20 protein-coding genes and 1 tRNA gene are annotated in these 16,763 nt (G+C 67.5%); 9 read left to right on the top strand and 12 right to left on the bottom strand.

All coding sequences use genetic code 11. The annotated features are described in order from the left end of the window. Positions 1–35: 35 nt before the first annotated feature. The gene (locus tag IRG63_RS13145; RefSeq protein ID WP_168626507.1) at positions 36–689 is read right to left on the bottom strand and encodes a phosphoribosyltransferase; all 654 of its coding nucleotides are present in this window, start codon (positions 687–689) and stop codon (positions 36–38) included. A gap of 128 nt (positions 690–817) precedes the next feature. On the opposite strand from IRG63_RS13145, the gene IRG63_RS13140 reads away from it, so the two are divergent. Genes IRG63_RS13140 through IRG63_RS13130 form a run of 3 tightly spaced genes read left to right on the top strand, consistent with a single transcriptional unit; the run spans position 818 to position 1,561 of the window. After that, a complete protein-coding gene (locus tag IRG63_RS13140; RefSeq protein WP_168626506.1) occupies positions 818–1,006 on the top strand; it encodes a hypothetical protein in 189 nt (62 codons plus the stop codon). Next, the gene (locus tag IRG63_RS13135; protein ID WP_168626505.1) at positions 1,006–1,371 is read left to right on the top strand and encodes a hypothetical protein; all 366 of its coding nucleotides are present in this window, start codon (positions 1,006–1,008) and stop codon (positions 1,369–1,371) included. The genes IRG63_RS13140 and IRG63_RS13135 overlap by 1 nt, the downstream gene beginning before the upstream one ends. A 10-nt stretch (positions 1,372–1,381) precedes the next feature. After that, on the top strand, positions 1,382–1,561 hold the full coding sequence (locus tag IRG63_RS13130; RefSeq protein ID WP_168626504.1) for a hypothetical protein: 180 nt from the start codon (positions 1,382–1,384) through the stop codon (positions 1,559–1,561). Positions 1,562–1,602: 41 nt separating this feature from the next. Here the strand turns inward: IRG63_RS13130 and IRG63_RS13125 are convergent, their stop codons facing one another. Both IRG63_RS13125 and IRG63_RS13120 read right to left on the bottom strand, forming a co-directional pair. After that, a complete protein-coding gene (locus IRG63_RS13125; protein WP_193510390.1) occupies positions 1,603–2,235 on the bottom strand; it encodes a LysE family translocator in 633 nt (210 codons plus the stop codon). Positions 2,236–2,272: 37 nt separating this feature from the next. Next, positions 2,273–3,178 (bottom strand): LLM class flavin-dependent oxidoreductase, encoded by a 906-nt coding sequence (locus IRG63_RS13120; RefSeq protein ID WP_193510389.1) that lies wholly within the window; start codon positions 3,176–3,178, stop codon positions 2,273–2,275. 77 nt (positions 3,179–3,255) lie between these two features. Here IRG63_RS13120 and IRG63_RS13115 point away from each other — a divergent pair, with 77 nt between their 5' ends. Together IRG63_RS13115 and IRG63_RS13110 are read left to right on the top strand one after the other, a co-directional pair. Further along, positions 3,256–4,104 (top strand): EI24 domain-containing protein, encoded by an 849-nt coding sequence (locus IRG63_RS13115; protein WP_210422617.1) that lies wholly within the window; start codon positions 3,256–3,258, stop codon positions 4,102–4,104. Positions 4,105–4,147: 43 nt separating this feature from the next. After that, a complete protein-coding gene (locus IRG63_RS13110) occupies positions 4,148–5,296 on the top strand; it encodes an AI-2E family transporter (RefSeq protein WP_193510388.1) in 1,149 nt (382 codons plus the stop codon). An 8-nt stretch (positions 5,297–5,304) separates the two neighbouring features. Here IRG63_RS13110 and IRG63_RS13105 read toward each other — a convergent pair whose 3' ends face one another. Together IRG63_RS13105 and IRG63_RS13100 are read right to left on the bottom strand one after the other, a co-directional pair. Continuing rightward, positions 5,305–6,312 (bottom strand): isopenicillin N synthase family dioxygenase, encoded by a 1,008-nt coding sequence (locus tag IRG63_RS13105; RefSeq protein ID WP_370566269.1) that lies wholly within the window; start codon positions 6,310–6,312, stop codon positions 5,305–5,307. Positions 6,313–6,411: 99 nt separating this feature from the next. Continuing rightward, positions 6,412–6,487: transfer RNA gene (locus IRG63_RS13100), tRNA-Lys, on the bottom strand. Positions 6,488–6,574: 87 nt separating this feature from the next. On the opposite strand from IRG63_RS13100, the gene bcp reads away from it, so the two are divergent. Next, on the top strand, positions 6,575–7,054 hold the full coding sequence (bcp, locus tag IRG63_RS13095) for a thioredoxin-dependent thiol peroxidase (RefSeq protein ID WP_193510387.1): 480 nt from the start codon (positions 6,575–6,577) through the stop codon (positions 7,052–7,054). A 3-nt stretch (positions 7,055–7,057) separates the two neighbouring features. On the opposite strand, the gene IRG63_RS13090 is transcribed toward bcp, so the two are convergent. Beyond that, a complete protein-coding gene (locus tag IRG63_RS13090; RefSeq protein ID WP_168626499.1) occupies positions 7,058–7,486 on the bottom strand; it encodes a hypothetical protein in 429 nt (142 codons plus the stop codon). A 168-nt stretch (positions 7,487–7,654) separates the two neighbouring features. On the opposite strand from IRG63_RS13090, the gene IRG63_RS13085 reads away from it, so the two are divergent. Beyond that, positions 7,655–7,903: a WhiB family transcriptional regulator gene (locus IRG63_RS13085; RefSeq protein ID WP_168626498.1), complete on the top strand. Its 249-nt coding sequence runs from the start codon at positions 7,655–7,657 to the stop codon at positions 7,901–7,903. A 186-nt stretch (positions 7,904–8,089) separates the two neighbouring features. On the opposite strand, the gene IRG63_RS13080 is transcribed toward IRG63_RS13085, so the two are convergent. The 4 genes from IRG63_RS13080 to IRG63_RS13065 form a co-directional block, all read right to left on the bottom strand. Next, complete coding sequence (locus tag IRG63_RS13080; RefSeq protein WP_168626497.1) at positions 8,090–9,586, bottom strand: PAS domain-containing sensor histidine kinase; 1,497 nt, start codon at positions 9,584–9,586, stop codon at positions 8,090–8,092. Between the two features lie 57 nt (positions 9,587–9,643). Continuing rightward, the gene (locus IRG63_RS13075) at positions 9,644–10,045 is read right to left on the bottom strand and encodes a class I SAM-dependent methyltransferase (protein WP_370566273.1); all 402 of its coding nucleotides are present in this window, start codon (positions 10,043–10,045) and stop codon (positions 9,644–9,646) included. 195 nt (positions 10,046–10,240) lie between these two features. Next, entirely contained in the window at positions 10,241–11,458 is a 1,218-nt protein-coding gene (locus tag IRG63_RS13070; protein ID WP_193510385.1) for a regulator, read from the bottom strand. A 1-nt stretch (position 11,459) separates the two neighbouring features. After that, positions 11,460–12,098 (bottom strand): SAF domain-containing protein, encoded by a 639-nt coding sequence (locus IRG63_RS13065; protein ID WP_168626494.1) that lies wholly within the window; start codon positions 12,096–12,098, stop codon positions 11,460–11,462. 120 nt (positions 12,099–12,218) lie between these two features. On the opposite strand from IRG63_RS13065, the gene IRG63_RS13060 reads away from it, so the two are divergent. Then, a complete protein-coding gene (locus tag IRG63_RS13060; protein ID WP_168626493.1) occupies positions 12,219–12,512 on the top strand; it encodes a helix-turn-helix domain-containing protein in 294 nt (97 codons plus the stop codon). On the opposite strand, the gene IRG63_RS13055 is transcribed toward IRG63_RS13060, so the two are convergent. Further along, positions 12,488–13,081 (bottom strand): hypothetical protein, encoded by a 594-nt coding sequence (locus IRG63_RS13055; protein ID WP_168626492.1) that lies wholly within the window; start codon positions 13,079–13,081, stop codon positions 12,488–12,490. The two genes, IRG63_RS13060 and IRG63_RS13055, sit on opposite strands and share 25 nt — an antisense overlap. 157 nt (positions 13,082–13,238) lie before the next feature. On the opposite strand from IRG63_RS13055, the gene IRG63_RS13050 reads away from it, so the two are divergent. After that, the gene (locus IRG63_RS13050; RefSeq protein WP_168626491.1) at positions 13,239–13,691 is read left to right on the top strand and encodes an Rv3235 family protein; all 453 of its coding nucleotides are present in this window, start codon (positions 13,239–13,241) and stop codon (positions 13,689–13,691) included. 122 nt (positions 13,692–13,813) lie between these two features. Here the strand turns inward: IRG63_RS13050 and secA are convergent, their stop codons facing one another. Beyond that, complete coding sequence (gene secA, locus IRG63_RS13045; protein ID WP_193510384.1) at positions 13,814–16,636, bottom strand: preprotein translocase subunit SecA; 2,823 nt, start codon at positions 16,634–16,636, stop codon at positions 13,814–13,816. Positions 16,637–16,763: the final 127 nt, after the last annotated feature.

Raw genomic sequence — 16,763 nt, 5'->3', positions numbered from 1 at the left:
CGCTCTGAGTCTCGAATAAGGGGCAAAGCTCCCGCTCAATGGGGCTTGCTGAGCAGCAGGTCGCGGACTTCCTCATCGGATGTCTGCGCGAAGTCGATGTAGCCCTGGCCGACCGCCCAGAACGGTTCGGGAGTGTCGACGCACACCACCTCATCCACCAACCGGGAGAACTCGTCGACGACATCCGTTGAACCGATCGGCACCGCAACCACGACCTGCCCGGGTTTTGATTGCTCGAGCGCGGCGACGGCCGCGCGCATGGTTGCGCCGGTAGCCAGACCGTCATCGACGATGATGACGGTCTTCCCCTCGACGTCCAACGGCGGAAGTCCGGCGCGGTAGTCACGCTCACGCCGCAGAAGCTCCGGCCGCTCTCGCGCGGCGCCCTCCTCGAACACCACCTCGCGGTCCCGCCCCAGGCGACGGATCACATCCTCGTTCCGCACCGTGATGGTGCGACCGGCGATCGAGGCGAGCGCACCCATCGCGACCTCCCGCTGCGTCGGCACCCCCACCTTGCGCACCACGATCACGTCAAGCGGCGCCCGCAACGCGGACGCGACAACAGCCGCGACCGGCACACCGCCGCGGGGAAGCCCGAGAACCACCACATCCGGGGCACCGCGATACTCGTCGAGCTCCTCCGCCAACGCGCGCCCCGCGTGCTCACGATCCGTGAAGCGCGGCATGCGCACACGCTAGAGACCCCGCCCGTGAGGTCACTGAACACCCGTCCCAGCCGGCTATGGCACGCTGTAGCGTTGACAAGACGTCACACCTAGGGTGACAAGAAGTCACACAGAGAAAGGGCGGGACTGTGCGAAGGTACCTTCTCAACGGAGCGATCATCAGTTCGGTCTTCGGCGGCATCGGAGCGCTCAACCACACCCGCAAGGGCCCCCGCGACTGGCGGCTGGTGCTCGCCTGGATCGCGTGGGCGCTCACCCTTGCCATCGCGATCGGCACTGTGAAGAAGGAACACGACGAACAGGAGCTCGAGCACTGATGCTGGCACTCTTCAACGACGGACCCGGCTGGGGCTGGGGCTGGGGCTTCGAGAACCTCTCCCACGTCTTCCTGAGCCTTCTGAACGCATTCATCTGGCTGCTGCTGCTCGCGGTCTTGGTGGCGACGCTGTTCCTGCTCATCCGGTTCCTGCTGGTCGGCACGCGTGCAGCGCAGCTGTATATCGAGAAGAACGCGCCCAGGCATCCGGATGCCGCGGTGCCCGGAACCGCGGACGTGACCAGGCCGATGCCTGCGACGTCGACGGAGTCGACCGGCGCCACGCGTGTAGACCCGGACGCAGTGGCCACCGAGCCGACAAAGCCGGCCCGCAAGGCGAATCCGAAGTCGCCGCCTGCCCCTTAGAATGGTTGGCATGACCGCCATCGCATTCGTGATCTCGTTCGTGCTGTTCCTCGGGGGCCTCTACCTCTTCGGCATCGCCTTCGACGTCGCCGAGGCTTGGCAGTTGGCCGCCTTCGCGGGCGGGCTGATCGCTGTGACCATTGCGGTCATGATCCCTGTGCACGTGCTCAAGCGCGTCGACGACCTGTAGGCGGCGACCGCCGCGGGGTCGCGCTGCGCTGCTCGTTCCCGCTAGGCCTTCGCGCTGGTGATCGCCAGCGTGCCACCGAGGGCGATCATCGCCGCTCCCCCGGTCGCGCTCATCGCACCGATCCGCTTCGGCGATCGGCCGAACCAGTCGCGGGCCGAGCCGGCGGCAAGTGCCCACACGCTGTCCAGCACGAGGGCGAGCGCGATGAAGATGGCGCCCAGCAGCAGCAGCTGCGCCGGCACCCATCCTGCGCTGGGCGCAGCGAACTGCGGCAGCACCGCGATGAAGAACACCACGGTCTTCGGGTTGGAGATGCCGACGACGAAGCTCTCCCGGAGCACGCGTGAGCGGCGCGGCGCCGGCGCGGCATCCGCCGTGGTCGCCCGGCGGCGATGCCGGATGGCCTGGACGCCGAGGTAGATGAGGTACGCGGCCCCCACGAGTTTGATGACGGTGAACAACACCACCGAGCGCTCGATCAGCACCCCGAGGCCGGCGGCCACGGCGACCACTTGGATCAGCACACCCATGGCGTTGCCGACGACACTGAGCAGTGCGCCGCGCCGCCCGAGGACGAGTGCGCGACCGACCACGAACAGCACGCTCGGGCCCGGAATCGCGACCAGCACGGCGGCTGCGATCGTGAACGCGACGAGGTTCTCCAGCGGCATCATCCGCCGAGCATAGCGCCGCGCACGGCGTGCAGGCCGGTCAGGCCGCTTTGCCCCGCTCGGATGCGACGAGTTCGCGCACAGCCGGCGCCACCTCCGCCGCGAACCGGTCGATCGTCACCGCGTCATCCGCAGCCAGAATGAAGGTTGACGTGCCGTACTCGAGGGCGATTGCGGCGAGTTCGTCCGCCCACTTGGCCGGAGGCCCGACCAGGAGTCCGCCGCCTACTGTCTCGAAGCGCCCGCCGATATTCAGGAGGCGACGGACAGCGCGCGGGTCGCGCCCCGCCGCTTCGGCGCCGTCGTCGAGGTGCCGGTTGAGCTCGGCGAGCGCCGCGGGGCCGCCCTCGAGCCGAGCGAGCGACGGCAGCGCTCCATCGGCGACCCGTCCGGTCATCCGCAGGATCCGCGGCTTGTACGCGCCGACCCAGATTCCGATGTCATGCGCCGGCCTGGGTCCACGCTTCGCCCCGACCACGCGGTAGAACTCGCCATCGACGCGCACCGGCTCCCTCTCATCCGGGTTCCAGACTTCCCGGATGACGGTGATCGCCTCCTCGAGCGCTTGGATCGACTGGCCCGGTGTCAGGCGGCGCCCGCCCATCGACTCGATTGCGTCCCAGAATCCGCCGGCCCCGATGCCGAGTTCGAAACGTCCGCCGCTCAGCAGGTCAAGGCTGGCGGCGCTTCGCGCGAGCACTGCAGGGTTCCGTAACGGCAGGTTGTGCACGTTGCCACTCACATGGATGCGCTCGGTGCGCGCTGCGACGAACGCCAGCAGGGTCCACGTGTCGTGGAACCGCGGCTGGTACGGATGATCCTGGAACGTCGCGAGGTCAAGACCGGCACGGTCGGCCACAACCGCGAGCTCCACCGCGTGCATCGGCGGGTTATGCAGAGGGGTGATGAACACCCCGAACTGCAGGTCGTGCCCGTAGTCGGTCATGCCTCAAGTAAACGCCAGGGTAGCCCCGATTGGGCAGTCATTTGCGCGGCGACGGGCGAGAGGCTTGCATTGACCTCGTGGACGCACACGAGCGGCAGAGCACCGGGATGCGCGATGCGGTGCGTCGCGCGGCCACGGCCGGGCCGGTGCGCGGCTTCTTCGACGGTGTCGGCCTGCTCGGGCGCGGCCTCGGCATGTGGGCCACGTCGCCTCGGCTGATGCTGCTCGGGGCGATCCCGGCGCTTATCGTGACGGTCGTCTACGGCGTGCTGCTGGTGATCTTCTTCATCAACCTTGAGCCGGTGGTGACCTGGTTGACGCCGTTCGCCGACGGCTGGGACCCGTTCTGGGCCGGGATCCTTCGGTTCGCTGGGGCGGCCGGGCTCGTGCTCGCGGCGTTGCTGATCGCGGTGTACACCTTCACCGCCATCACGCTCGCGGTTGGCGACCCGTTCTACGAGCGGATCTGGCGCAATGTCGAGCAACGCCTCGGCGGGGTCCCGGATGACACCGGCGAGTCGGTGTGGACGTCGATCCGCAGAGGCATCGGCAACGCGCTGGGACTGCTGCTGGCCACCGCGGCGGTGGGGCTCGGCGTGTTCGCGGTCGGGTTCATCCCCGTCGTCGGCACGATTCTCGCTCCGGCGCTCAGCGCGCTGATCGGCGGGTGGTTCCTCGCGGTGGAGTTGTGCGGGTTCGCGTTCGACGGGCGCCGCCACCGGTTGCGCGAGCGACGACGGATGCTCGCCCTGCGTCGCTCGACCACCGTAGGTTTCGGTGTGGCCGTCTATCTGCTGTTCCTGATCCCGTTCGCGGCGGTCTTCGTGATGCCTGCGGCGGTCGCCGGGGCGACGCTGCTGAGTCGCGCGGCGCTGGAGCGAGCGGCAGCGGGGCAGATCGTATCCGCGGATCCGCCGTCTAGGTAGTGTTTTTCCTCACGAAATCGCTGCGGGGTGACAGAGTTAACCCATGGCTGAGCCCCGCCGGCGCGCGACCCTGACCGAACTGCTGACCGACAACCTGGGACGGGTGGCCCTGCGATGTCTGCAGGTGATCGTGATCCTGACCCTCGCGGCTGTTGTGGTCTTCGCACTCATCGAGTTGAAGCTCGTGGTGCTGCCGGTGCTCATCGCGCTCATCCTCGCGTCGGCCTTCAACCCGCTGATCGGGTGGCTGCGGCGCAGAAACGTGCCCCGGATGCTCGCCACCTGGATCACCCTCATCGCCAGCCTCGCCGTGCTCGGGGGTGCGATCTACCTGATCGTGATCGCGGTGCGCAACCAGTGGGACGACCTGGTGACGTCGGCGAGGGAGGGCATCGAGCAGCTGCAGGATTGGCTCCGCAACGGTCCGCTCCCGATCGAGCAGGAGCAGCTCGACTCGGTCTACGAGGCCGGAGTCGACTTCGTCACCAGCAGCGAGTTCGGTGCGGGAGCATTGGCCGGGGTGTCGGCCGTCGGCGAGGTCATCGCCGGAATCGTGCTGACGATCGTGATCCTGTTCTTCTTCCTGAAGGACGGCGACCGGATGTGGAACTTCCTGCTCACCCCGTTCTCGCCGGAACACCGCGAGCGAGGCCACCGAGTCGGGCGCACCACCGTGCGCACGCTCGGCGGGTACATGCGCGGCACCTCCATCGTCGCGCTCGTCGACGCGGTCGCAATCGGGATCGGTCTGGCGATCCTCGGCGTGCCGCTCGCGCTGCCGTTGGCGGCGATCGTGTTCGCGCTCGCGTTCATCCCGCTGATCGGTGCAACCGTGGCCGGCATCCTGGCTGCGCTCGTCGCGCTGGTCGCGAACGGCCCGGTCGTCGCGCTGATCGTTGTCATCATCGTGATCGCGGTGAACCAGCTCGAGGGCGACCTTCTGCAGCCGGTGGTCATGGCGCAGTCGTTGAAGCTGCACCCGCTGGTCATCCTGCTGGCGCTGGCGGCCGGAACCATCCTGGGTGGTGTGATCGGAGCGCTGATCTCGGTTCCCATCGCGGCGGTCGGCTGGAACATCATCAAGGTCTGGAACGCGCCCGAGCAGCCCATGGTGTTCAAGCGACCCGCCTTTCGGCGCCGCCGGAAGGCAAGACAGGTCGAGCCGATCACCTCGCCGGACGCCGAGGTGTGACGAGCACTCTACGAGGCGAGATCCCGATGATGGACTTCGGCGACGTTGGGATGGGCGCGTAGCCGGTACCGGAGCGCGTTGTCTCCGTAGGTCTCCAATATCCGGCTGTTCGTCGGATCGAGGGACAAGCCCCGAGCTTGTGCCGCTATCTCCGAACTGAGCTCCAGCCGGGGCATGACCGTGTCGAGGGCGGGATTGAAGAAGAATGGAATCGATATCCGGTCGGAGCCAGCAGGCGGTGACACCACCCGGTGCAGAGTGGCCTTGAGATAGCCGCCGGTTGCCAGTTCGAGCATCTCGCCGATGTTCACAATGAACGCGCCAGGAACGGGCGGTGCATCAATCCAATCGCCGTCGTGCTCGACTTGCAAGCCGCCCTTGTTCGGTTCTACGAGCAGAAGCGTCAGTACGCCGCCGTCGCGGTGTGCTCCAACTCCCTGTGTGAGTGTCGGATCCGATTCTCCCGGGTAGCGGACGATCTTCATCGCGGAAAACGGCCTGCTGGCGAACGCATGATCGAAGACATGCTCGGGCGACCCAAGGGATGCCGCCCAAGCCCGCAGGAGGCGCATGGCCAGTTCGCCGAGTTGCTCATTCCAGCGGGCGGCAATGTCCTGAAGCTCCGGCAGCGATTTCGGCCACAGGTTTGGGCCCTCAAGCCGCCAATATTCCGGGACGCCCGGACCCGGCTCGACTGCGGCCCGCTCGACCCCGATGTCGATCTGTTCCCGCCAGTCCACATCCCCATGCGTTCGCTCCCCACCCACCCGGGTGTAACCCCGGAACTGAGGGCTGTGAACGTTCTCGATCTCAAGCTTCTCCTCGATTGGAAGCTCGAAGAAGCGGCGCGAGACGGTCAAGAGCTCGTCGATCAGACCCTGTTCGACGCCGTGGCCGACGAGGTAGAAGAACCCGACCTCGTGTGTGACATCACGGAGGTCCGCTAGGAACGCGGCCGCTTCATCGGCACCCGCATCAAGGCGGGAAAGGTCAAGGATTGGAAGGGACGTCAACACCTTCCCATCCTTCCACGGCCGCCGGGCCGCCCGTCGCGTGTGACGGCGCGAAGCTGGGCAGGCGTTACGGCAGGTGAACGACCCGTTGCGGTTCCTGATTGGTACACCCCCCGGGACTTGAACCCGGAACCCACTGATTAAGAGTCAGTTGCTCTGCCAATTGAGCTAGAGGTGCTCGACACTGGGCGCGAAACCCGGAGCCGGAGATCAAGATTAGCATGAGAAGCGGACCCAGTTCGCACCACCCAAGGAGATCGCCACGATGACGGATGCCACCCGCTTGGAGCCCGGAGACAGCGCGCCGCAGTTCACGCTGACCGACCAGGACGGCAACCAGGTGTCCCTTGCCGACCACGCGGGTTCCAAGGTGATCGTCTACTTCTACCCCGCCGCATCCACCCCCGGATGCACCACCCAGGCGTGCGACTTCCGCGACAATCTGAACTCTCTGGTTGCCGCAGGTTACCGCGTGCTCGGCGTCTCCAAGGACGAGCTGCCGGCGCTGCAGAAGTTCCGCGACGAGGAGCACCTGACCTTCCCGCTGCTCTCCGACCCCGGGCTGGACGTGCACACGGCCTACGGCGCGTGGGGCGAGAAGCAGCTCTACGGCAAGCCGGTGACCGGCACCATCCGCTCGACCTTCGTCATCGGCGAGGACGGCCGCATCGAGCAGGCGCTCTACAACGTGAAGGCCACCGGCCACGTTGCGATGTTGCGCAAGAAGCTGGGTGTCGCCGCCTGAGAGTCAGGCGTCGCGGCGTGCAGTCGCCGCCATCACGGACTTGGTGAACAGCAGCACCAGCACGAGCACCGCCGGGATCGCCAGCAGCCATCCGATGTCGGGACGGGCGAACAGACCCTGGAAGCTGCCGATCGCCAGACCGAGCTGGAGCACCTGCCAGACGACGATCGCACCACGCACCCACGCGTGCCCGCGCAGCGTGCTGACGGCGGTGAAAGCCAACCAGATCGCCGCGATGAGGGTGAGCACCAAAATCGCGACGGCACTCGCATACGAGGCCGGCCGTTCGGTCAGCAACTCGAAGAGCAGGAACACCGCTGCGGCCGCGAGCATCACACACTCGAGGAAGAGCAACCCGACCAGAAACCGCAACGCAACCGACTTTCGTGGCGAACCCTCACCAGAAGGCCGGCTCTCGACGTGTTCGCTCACAGTGATAATCCAATACAAAACTATTGATTTGGCGGGGGGCTTATGAGAGTCTATTTGAGGTCGTTTTGTCGCTCACAGTGCGGTGGGCTTTCCCAATACGAATCCAATCACCCGCCTCATCAAGGCCCTTGATCTTTGTATTCACCCGCACCTAAGGAGCACTACAGCATGGACTGGCGCGACAAAGCCGCTTGCCTCACCGCAGACCCCGAACTCTTCTTCCCCGTGGGGAACACCGGACCGGCGGTCGACCAGATCGAAAAGGCGAAGTCGGTTTGCGCCCGCTGCACCGTCAGCGAACAGTGCCTCCAGTACGCGATGGACACCAACCAGGACTCCGGTGTCTGGGGCGGCCTGAGCGAAGACGAGCGCCGCGCGCTCAAGCGCCGCGCCGCACGCGCCCGCCGCGCATCCTGATCTCCTCCTGACGCGTCGCATCCGGCTCTGACCCGGCCCTCACTGTTGTGCAGGACTTTCGGCGGGTTTGCCGCCTGAGCATGGGCATCCGGGGCCGTTTGCCGTGGGATGTCCTGCATAACAAGGGATGTCCTCCATAACAGGACGCCGGATGCCCAGCTGCACCGGCTCGGCCCGACCGAGCACCTAGTGCTTGTTCAGCCAGCTGAGCGGCACGTCGATGGTCACTTCGGTGCCGCTTCCGAGCACCGTGTGCCAATCGATGGTGCCGCCGAGCTCGCCCTGGATCAGGGTCCGGACGATCTGCGTGCCGAGCCCAGAGCCAACCTTGCCCTCCGGCAGGCCGCTGCCGTCGTCGCGCACCTTAACGCTCAGCAGCTCATCCGTCCGGGTCGCGACGATCTCGACCTCGCCCTCGCGCCCGGCAAGTCCGTGCTCGACCGCGTTGGTGACCAACTCAGTGAGGGCCAGCGCGAGCGGCGTGGCGTACGCGCTCGGCAGCTCGCCGAAGCTGCCGGTGAACCTCGGGTGCACCTTCGTGTTGTGGCTCGAGGCGATCTCGGCGATCAGCAGCAGTACCCGGTCGAACACCGCGTCGAAGTTCACATTCTGCGACAGCCCTTCGCTGAGGGTGTCGTGCACCACCGCGATCGCCGCGACCCGCCGCATCGCGTGCGTCAGCGATTCACGCGCCTCGTCCGAGTGCGACCGTCGGGCCTGGATGCGCAGCAGCGAAGCCACCGTCTGCAGGTTGTTCTTCACCCGGTGGTGGATCTCCCGGATGGTGGCATCCTTGGTCAGCAGTTCCTGCTCGTGGTGACGCAGTTCGGTGACGTCGCGGCACAGCACGATCGCGCCGACGCGCTCCCCCAGCTTGCGGATCGGGATCGTCCGCAGCGACACCGTGACGCCGCGCGCTTCGATGTCGGTGCGCCACGGCGCGCGGCCGGTGACCACCAACGGCAGCGACTCATCGACGGTGTCGCCGTTGCCGATCAGCCCTGCGGTCACCTCGGCCAGCGACTCGCCCTCCAGCTCGCCGTCGAACCCCATCCGGTTGAACGCGGACAGTCCGTTCGGGCTCGCGAAGGTGACGTTGCCGTCGACATCGAGCCGCAGCAGGCCGTCGGATGCGCGCGGTGCGCCACGGCGCGGCCCGGTCGGCGCGCCGAGATCCGGGAAGTCGCCGGCCGCAATCATCCCGAACAGTTCGTTACCGCACTCGTTGAACGTCAGTTCCTGGCGGCTCGGCGTCCGCGCCTCGCTCAGGTTGGTGTGCCGGGTCAGCACAGCGATCGGCTGATCCGTGGTCGCAGCGCCGCTCGGATTCAGTCGGCGCATCACCGGAACCGCACGCACGCGCGTCGGCGTCTCCTCGTACCAGTCCGGTGTGGACAGGTCGATGATCTTCGCGGTCGCGAACGCCTCGGTCACCTGATCGCGCCACTCGAGCTTGATCGGCAGGCCGACGAAGTCGCGGTAGAACAACGTCGCCGAGCTTGAGGGTCGCGAGTGCGCCACCGCCACGAAGCTGTCGTCCGTCGTCGTGGGCACCCACAGCACCAGATCAGCGAACGCGAGGTCGGCCAGAAGCTGCAGGTCGCTGACGAGCAGATGGAGCCATTCGATGTCCGCTTCGCTGGAACGCGTGTGGGACTGCACCAGTTCGGAGAGCGTTGACACGCGTTCAAGGCTAACGGCTCGCGCCGGGCGCCTATGTCAGGTGGGCCGCCGACCCCCTCACGGGTTCACCACTTCGTGAATCGTGCACGGCACCGCGAGTGTCAGCCTGCCGCTCGCCACATCGCGCCGGTCGAGTCTGACCGTCTCGAGCCCGGATGCTTCAACCGCCGCGGTCACGTCGCGGTTCCACCGGCATCCGGAGACCCGTCGGGTGATCGGACTGGCCAGGTCCTGCAGGCGCCGACGCCAGGTCTGCGGCGGGGCAGCGACGTGGTCGATGAAGAGTGCGGTGCCGCCGGGTTTCAGGACGCGCCGCACCTCGCGCAGCACCCGGTCGACGTCATCGACCGAGCACAGCACGTAGGTGGAGAAGACCGCGTCAACGCTCCCGTCCTCGAGCGGGATGTTCTCGCCGCCAGCCGCTCGGTGTGACCGTGCCCGGTGGCGTTGCGTCGCAATTCCCGGCGAGCGGAGACGGACGGCTCGAGGCCGATCCAGCGAACGCCCGGCGCGAGTTCCTCGAAGTTGGCGCCGCTGCCCGCCCCGAGTTCCAGCACCGTGCCGCGCAGGGCGCCGATCGCCGCGCCCCGCAGCTGGTCGAAGTCCTGCCAGCTGGTCCTGTCCATTGCCTCCAGCGTACGGGCAGTGCGCGAGCTAGGGCACCCGTTCCAGACGCTGGCGTGCCCGACGCCGCCGCAAGCCATCGCGCTCCGGCGGCAGGATGCGCGCCGCCACCAGCTTCGCGATCGCCGTTCGCGCCGGCGACTTGGCCACGGCATCCGGGAGCGACCGTCCGGAGAGCATTGCCGCGTCGAACGCCGCCTGATCGAAAGGGATCATGACCGCCCCGCTGATGCCACCGAAGCGCTGCAGCGTCTGTTCGACCTGGCCTGCCGGGTTCAGGCCGATGACGCTCGAGCGCAGCTTGTTCATCACGACGGTGATCCGCTCGGCATCGACCATCTCCACCAGGTCGACGTGGGCGCGGAGAAAGCGTGACAGCCCGACCGGATCTGCCGCTCCGACCGCGATGACCCGGTCGGCCTCGCGCAGCGCGCTGATGGTCGCGGCGTTGCGGCGCGGGGCGAACAGGTCGCTGGAGATCTCCTCGTCGTTCTCGAGGCTGAAGCCCGTGTCGAGCACCGTGTAGTCGACCCAGTCGCGGCAGTGGGCGATGACCGACACCACCCGCTGGGCGGAGAGCTCAGGCCACCGGCTGGCGCGGCCGATGCCGGTGAGCACCCAGAAGCTGCCGTGCCCGGAGCGGTAGCGCTGGCCGACGCGTTCGAGCTCGTTGCGGTCGAGGGCGCCGGTGCCCGCCAGGCGGCAGGCTGCCGCGAACCCCGGCGCTTCGTCGAGCAGCCCGAGCGCGGGCGCAACGGACCCGCTGTGCGTGTCGGCGTCGGCGAGCGCCACAGAGTGCCCGGCCGCGGCCAGCTCGGCGGCGATGCCGATCGCGAGCGAGGTTCGGCCGGGTGCGCCTGCCGGTCCCCACACCGCGATCACCTGGCCCCGCACCGGATGCGATGGTGCCGGAGCCTGCTCGGCTCCGACCAGCAGCGCCTCGATCTCCGGCCAGGCGGCGGTCGCCGGAACGACCTCGCGGATGCCCAGCCCCGCCACGACGGTACGCTCCGCTTCCGTGCTGGTGAGCACAATCATCCGGACTCCGGCGTCATCACTCGCGGCGACCAAACTCGCGTCCAGCAACGCCGCGGCGACGATCGCGAAGTCCGGGGCGGAGGATGCGAGCACCGCCGAGAGGGCGTCCGCGTCATCGACGCGCGCGACGAGTTCGTACCCGTGTCGGGCGAGTTCGCCGACGAACCAGTTCTGGAGCTCCGCCGGCAGGGCCACGGCGACCTTCTTCACGTCAGTCCCCGACCGGAAGGCTCACCGGCACGAGCGCGATCGCATCCCCGTTCGCGACGGCCTCGAGCACGCGCGCGATGCGTTCACGCGGCACGAGCACCTCAACGGCGGTGCCACGACCGTCCGCGATGATGCCGCTCTCCTCGAGGATCCGCACGACCGTTGCCGAGCCGACCAGCACCGCGGGTGGGCCGAACAGGCCGTTCTCCACCTCATCGGCTGCCCAGATGTCTACCACCGCGGCGGGGCCGACCGCTCGCGACAGCTGGCCGCTCACGGTGACGACGACGGATGCCACGCGTAGGCCGCCCGGGTCCCCGATCGCCGACATCGGCACCAGTTCACCCTTGTCAACACTGCGCACGACCACCAGGCCGCCATCCGGCAGTTCCTCCGCAGCCAGGTAGTCGCCGGCGGCACCGCCGAGCCGCACGCTCTCGACGACGAGATCCGCCTCGGTGATCCGGTCACCGGGAGTCAACGGGCCGCCGGCCGCATAGACCTGCACGCTCTGGTCGGCAGCCGTCACGATCCCGAAGACGGCGACCACCGAGACGACGACAAGGCCGATCCCTATGGCAAAGCGGGCGTCGAACCAGAACGACTTGCGCCTCTCGTCCTTCACAGTGCGTTCTCGCATCGCCCCTCCGCATCCGGCCGCACGTCCCTGTGAGAGTCCATCGTGTTACCTGCGCCAGACGCGTGCGTGAAGTTATCCACAGCCCGGTTCCGACCGTGCGCCCCGGCCCATAATCGAGGCATGACCGACACCGATGCTGGCGACGCGCTCGCGCGGTTCCTGACCATCGCCGACACCGCCGAGATCCTGAACGTCTCGGTCAATCAGGCCTACGCATTGGTGCGGTCGGGTGAACTTCCCGCCATCAAGGTCGGCGGCCGCGGCCAATGGCGCATTGAGCGGGCCGTGCTCGAGGCCTACATCGAGACGCGATACGAAGAGGCCAGGCGCAGCGGACTGTGGAACCAGGCGGAGTTCTCCAATGTCACCGAGCTGGCGTTCGGCGACGCCTACAGCCGCACCAGCAGGAGCTGATGCAGCGGCACCAGCCGATACTGCAGCACATCGCGCTCGCGTCGGGCGCTACCCGGTTCGTGAACGGCGACATCGAAGTGGTCCCGGCCGACCCGGTCGATGGTGCCGTGGATGACGGCGGCCCCCACCTGCAATTCGAGCGAGCAGCGACGGCGGGCGAGGTCGCGCAGCACGAAGGTCAGGCTGAGCCGGCCGGAGAGCACGGGCGTGCCGCCGACCGGCTCGATCAGACTCTGATCGACCTGCGCGCGATCGACGACGATGCTGGCGACGGCCCACAACGGGATCACGCACTGCGTTTGCTGCCGCGCATCATCGACGAGCTCGGCGGTCAGCCAGTCCTTGCCGAAGCTACGCGGTCGGACCGCGATGGTCCTGCCGTCGGTCAGCACGAGCCGCAGCAGATACGGGTCGCCACCGGAGGCGTCGTGGATGGCGAGCAGCCGATCGCGGAGGGCGAGTCGCCCGATGCGGAGGCGTTCCTCTTCGCCTTTCAGGTCGACCTCTTCGGCCGCGAGCTCGTGCTCGAGTTGGCTCTCAAGGTCGTCGAAGAGGTTGTCCCAGCGCATGAGGCGACGGTAGAGCGCGGCACCGACATCCGAAGCAGGTTATCCACAGCCCCGTTTCGGGGGCATCGACAAGGTGGGCATCTGTCTGTTTTAGTGTCCGATACATCCCCCATTCGGGGGCAGAACGGCGAGTTCCCGTGAGAAGACGGAGCCGAGCATGACTGAAGCAGTTGGAGCAGGACCGGCAGCGCATGCCGTACCGATCGCGTCAACGCCGCGGTCCCGCCAGAACGACGAGTACTTCGGGCTTCAGCCCACACCGCGAGAGAATCTGCCGAGCCCCGAACCGCTCATCGAGAATCTCACCCGCTGTGTCATCGAGATCCTGGCTGGCGCGCGTGACCTCGACCAGATCGCCCGCTGGGTGAGCGACGATGTCTACCGCCACCTGCTGAAGCGTGTCGTGCTGTCGGCGCGGGCGCGCCAGGTGAAGGGTCGCCCGGTGGTCCGCCCCAGTTTCGCGATCGGCTCAACTCTGGTCTGCGAACCCCGCGACGGCGTCGTCGAGGCGGTCGTGGTGGTGCGGGGCAAGGCGCGCGTGCGCGCGGTCGCACTCCGGCTGGAGGGTCTAGACAGCCGCTGGCGGGCAACCGCGATCAACGTGCTCTGACGGCATCCGCGCACGTTCCGCGACGGTTCCGGACAGCCGCGCCCGGTGCGCCGGTAGCGGATGTCCGCAACGGGCGCGGAGCGGCGCACCAGCACGGATGTCCGGAACGGAACGGAACCGGGCTAGCGGCCCTTCTTCTTGTCCTGTGCCCGACGCTGCGCGCGGTTCACCGGCGGCTGTGCCTGCGGTGATCCCGCCGGGCGCTGACCGAAGGCCCCGCGCTCCCCCTGCTGACCCTGCTGGGCCTGCTGCGCACCGGAGAACGTCGGGCTCACCTGCGACTGCTGGGCGGCCTGCGCCTTTGCGGTCGCGGCGTGCTCGAGCTGTCCCCGCTGGTTGCGCACCTCGACACCACCGTCGGCGCTCGGCGCCGAGTAGCTGAGGCGCTCGGTCGCCGCGGCCGTGCCGCCGAGACCCTTCGCCGCCACCGCGGTGCCTCCGGCGCCGGACACCTCGACCTCGAGGTTGAACAGGAAGCCGACGGTCTCTTCGCGGATCTGCCCCATCATGTTCTGGAACAGCGCGAAGCCCTCACGCTGGTACTCGACCAGCGGGTCGCGCTGCGCCATCGCACGCAGGCCGATGCCGTCCTTGAGGTAGTCCATCTCGTAGAGGTGGTCGCGCCAGCGACGGTCGATGACACTCAGCACCACGCGGCGCTCGAGTTCGCGCATAGCCTGGCTGCCGAGCTCCTCCTCGCGACGCTGGTAGGCGAGCTTCGCATCCGACAGGATCTCCTCGCCGAGCAGCGCGCGCGTGACCTTGCCGCGCGAACCGGCCTCGGTGAACAGCTCGTCGATCGTGATGGAGATCGGGTAGAGGGTCTTCAGCTCGGTCCACAGGGCGTCGAGGTCCCAGTCGTCCGCGTGACCCTCGGCGGTGTGCTCGTCGAGCACCTCGTTGATCACATCGTCAAGGAAGCTCTGGACCCGGTCGTGCAGGTCGTCGCCCTCGAGGATGTGCCGGCGGTCGGCGTAGATCGCCTCACGCTGCCGGTTGAGCACGTCGTCGTACTTCAGCACGTTCTTGCGGATCTCCGCGTTGCGCGCCTCGACCTGCGACTGTGCGCTCTTGATCGCGCGGCTGACGACCTTCGACTCGATCGCCAGGTCATCCGGGACGTTGCTGCGCCCCATGAGCGCCTCCGCCGCGCCGGAGTTGAACAGGCGCATTAGGTCGTCGGTGAGCGACAGGTAGAAGCGGCTCTCCCCCGGGTCACCCTGACGGCCGGAGCGACCGCGCAGCTGGTTGTCGATGCGGCGGGACTCGTGGCGCTCGGTGCCGAGCACGTAGAGACCGCCGACGTCGCGCACCTTCTGCGCCTCGATCTCGACCTGTCCCTTGATGCGCTCGAACACACCGTCCCAGGCTGCCTCGTACTCTTCCGGAGTCTCGGACGGGCTGAGTCCCTGCGCGTTCAGCTCCGAGACGGCCAGGAACTCGGCGTTGCCGCCGAGCATGATGTCGGTACCGCGGCCGGCCATGTTGGTCGCGACCGTCACCGCCCCGAGCCGTCCGGCCTGCGCGACGATCGCGGCCTCTCGAGCGTGGTTCTTCGCGTTCAGCACCTCGTGCTTGATGCCGCGCTTGGCGAGCAGCTTGGAGAGGTACTCGCTCTTCTCGACGCTCGTCGTGCCGACCAGGATCGGCTGGCCCTTCTCGTGCCGACCCGCGATGTCCTCGACGACCTGCCCAAACTTCGCCTGCTCGTTCTTGTAGACGAGGTCCGACTGGTCCATGCGCACCATCGGCCGGTTGGTCGGGATCGGGATGACGCCCAGCTTGTAGGTGCCCATGAACTCGGCGGCCTCGGTCTCGGCCGTACCCGTCATGCCCGAGAGCTTGTTGTACAGCCGGAAGTAGTTCTGCAGCGTCACGGTCGCGAGAGTCTGGTTCTCGGCCTTGACCGCGACACCCTCCTTGGCCTCGATGGCCTGGTGGATGCCCTCGTTGTAGCGGCGCCCGACCAGGATGCGTCCGGTGTGCTCGTCGACGATGAGCACCTCGCCGTTCATCACGACGTAGTCCTTGTCGCGCTTGAACAGGGCGGATGCCTTGATCGCGTTGTTGAGGAACGAGATCAGCGGCGTGTTGGCCGACTCGTACAGGTTGTCGATGCCGAGGTAGTCCTCGACCTTCTCGATGCCCGGTTCGAGCACACCGACCGTGCGCTTCTTCTCGTCGACCTCGAAGTCGGTGCCGGCGCTGAGCCGCTTGGCGATCTGCGCGAACTCGGTGAACCAGCGGTTCGCCTCGCCAGAGGACGGGCCGGAGATGATGAGCGGCGTACGGGCCTCGTCGATGAGGATCGAGTCCACCTCGTCGACGATCGCGAAGTGGTGGCCACGCTGCACCATGTCGCTCGCCTGCCACGCCATGTTGTCGCGCAGGTAGTCGAAGCCGAACTCGTTGTTGGTGCCGTAGGTGATGTCGGCGGCGTACTCCTCGCGCCGCTGCGCCGGCGTCTGACCGGACACGATGCATCCGGTCGTCATGCCGAGCGCACGGAAGATGCGCCCCATCAGCTCCGACTGGTAGGTCGCGAGGTAGTCGTTAACCGTGACGATGTGCACGCCACGGCTGGCGATCGCGTTGAGGTAGGCCGCGAGGGTCGCCACCAGGGTCTTGCCCTCACCGGTCTTCATCTCGGCGATGTTGCCGAGGTGCAGGGCCGCGCCGCCCATGAGCTGCACGTCGAAGTGCCTGAGGCCGATGGTGCGCACGGATGCTTCGCGCACCGCGGCGAACGCCTCCGGCAGCAGGTCGTCGAGGGATTCGCCGTTCGAGTAGCGTTCGCGCAACTCGACCGTCTCGTTGCGGAGCTCGTCGTCGGTGAGCTCCTTGAAGTCGTCTTCTAGGGCGTTGACAGCCTGCGCGTAGCGCTGCAGGCGTCGCAACAGCCGTCCCTCGCCGGAACGAAGGACGCGTTCGAGAACATTGGCCACCGAGTCACTCCAATTTGCGTATCGTCGGGGAGGGCACACCGGCACGCCGATGCGGCGGTGAAATCTTAGCGTTACCTAAGACTAACCCGCCGCACCGGCGTGACCCTCCGCGGTGGCTGGGTTGCCT

The organism is Cryobacterium sp. BB736 (assembly GCF_014980265.1).
Classification (GTDB): domain Bacteria; phylum Actinomycetota; class Actinomycetes; order Actinomycetales; family Microbacteriaceae; genus Terrimesophilobacter.
This window is presented reverse-complemented; position numbering and strand designations above follow the sequence as displayed.

Bases quoted from the DNA above. Each gene is read 5' to 3' on its own strand.
- IRG63_RS13130 (WP_168626504.1), top strand. From the start codon at position 1,382: ATGACCGCCATCGCATTCGTGATCTCGTTCGTGCTGTTCCTCGGGGGC.
- IRG63_RS13135 (WP_168626505.1), top strand. From the start codon at position 1,006: ATGCTGGCACTCTTCAACGACGGACCCGGCTGGGGCTGGGGCTGGGGC.
- IRG63_RS13065 (WP_168626494.1), bottom strand. From the start codon at position 12,098: ATGCGAGAACGCACTGTGAAGGACGAGAGGCGCAAGTCGTTCTGGTTC.
- IRG63_RS13125 (WP_193510390.1), bottom strand. From the start codon at position 2,235: ATGATGCCGCTGGAGAACCTCGTCGCGTTCACGATCGCAGCCGCCGTG.
- bcp (WP_193510387.1), top strand. From the start codon at position 6,575: ATGACGGATGCCACCCGCTTGGAGCCCGGAGACAGCGCGCCGCAGTTC.
- IRG63_RS13120 (WP_193510389.1), bottom strand. From the start codon at position 3,178: ATGACCGACTACGGGCACGACCTGCAGTTCGGGGTGTTCATCACCCCT.
- IRG63_RS13145 (WP_168626507.1), bottom strand. From the start codon at position 689: ATGCCGCGCTTCACGGATCGTGAGCACGCGGGGCGCGCGTTGGCGGAG.
- IRG63_RS13050 (WP_168626491.1), top strand. From the start codon at position 13,239: ATGACTGAAGCAGTTGGAGCAGGACCGGCAGCGCATGCCGTACCGATC.
- IRG63_RS13055 (WP_168626492.1), bottom strand. From the start codon at position 13,081: ATGCGCTGGGACAACCTCTTCGACGACCTTGAGAGCCAACTCGAGCAC.
- IRG63_RS13085 (WP_168626498.1), top strand. From the start codon at position 7,655: ATGGACTGGCGCGACAAAGCCGCTTGCCTCACCGCAGACCCCGAACTC.
- IRG63_RS13110 (WP_193510388.1), top strand. From the start codon at position 4,148: ATGGCTGAGCCCCGCCGGCGCGCGACCCTGACCGAACTGCTGACCGAC.
- IRG63_RS13060 (WP_168626493.1), top strand. From the start codon at position 12,219: ATGACCGACACCGATGCTGGCGACGCGCTCGCGCGGTTCCTGACCATC.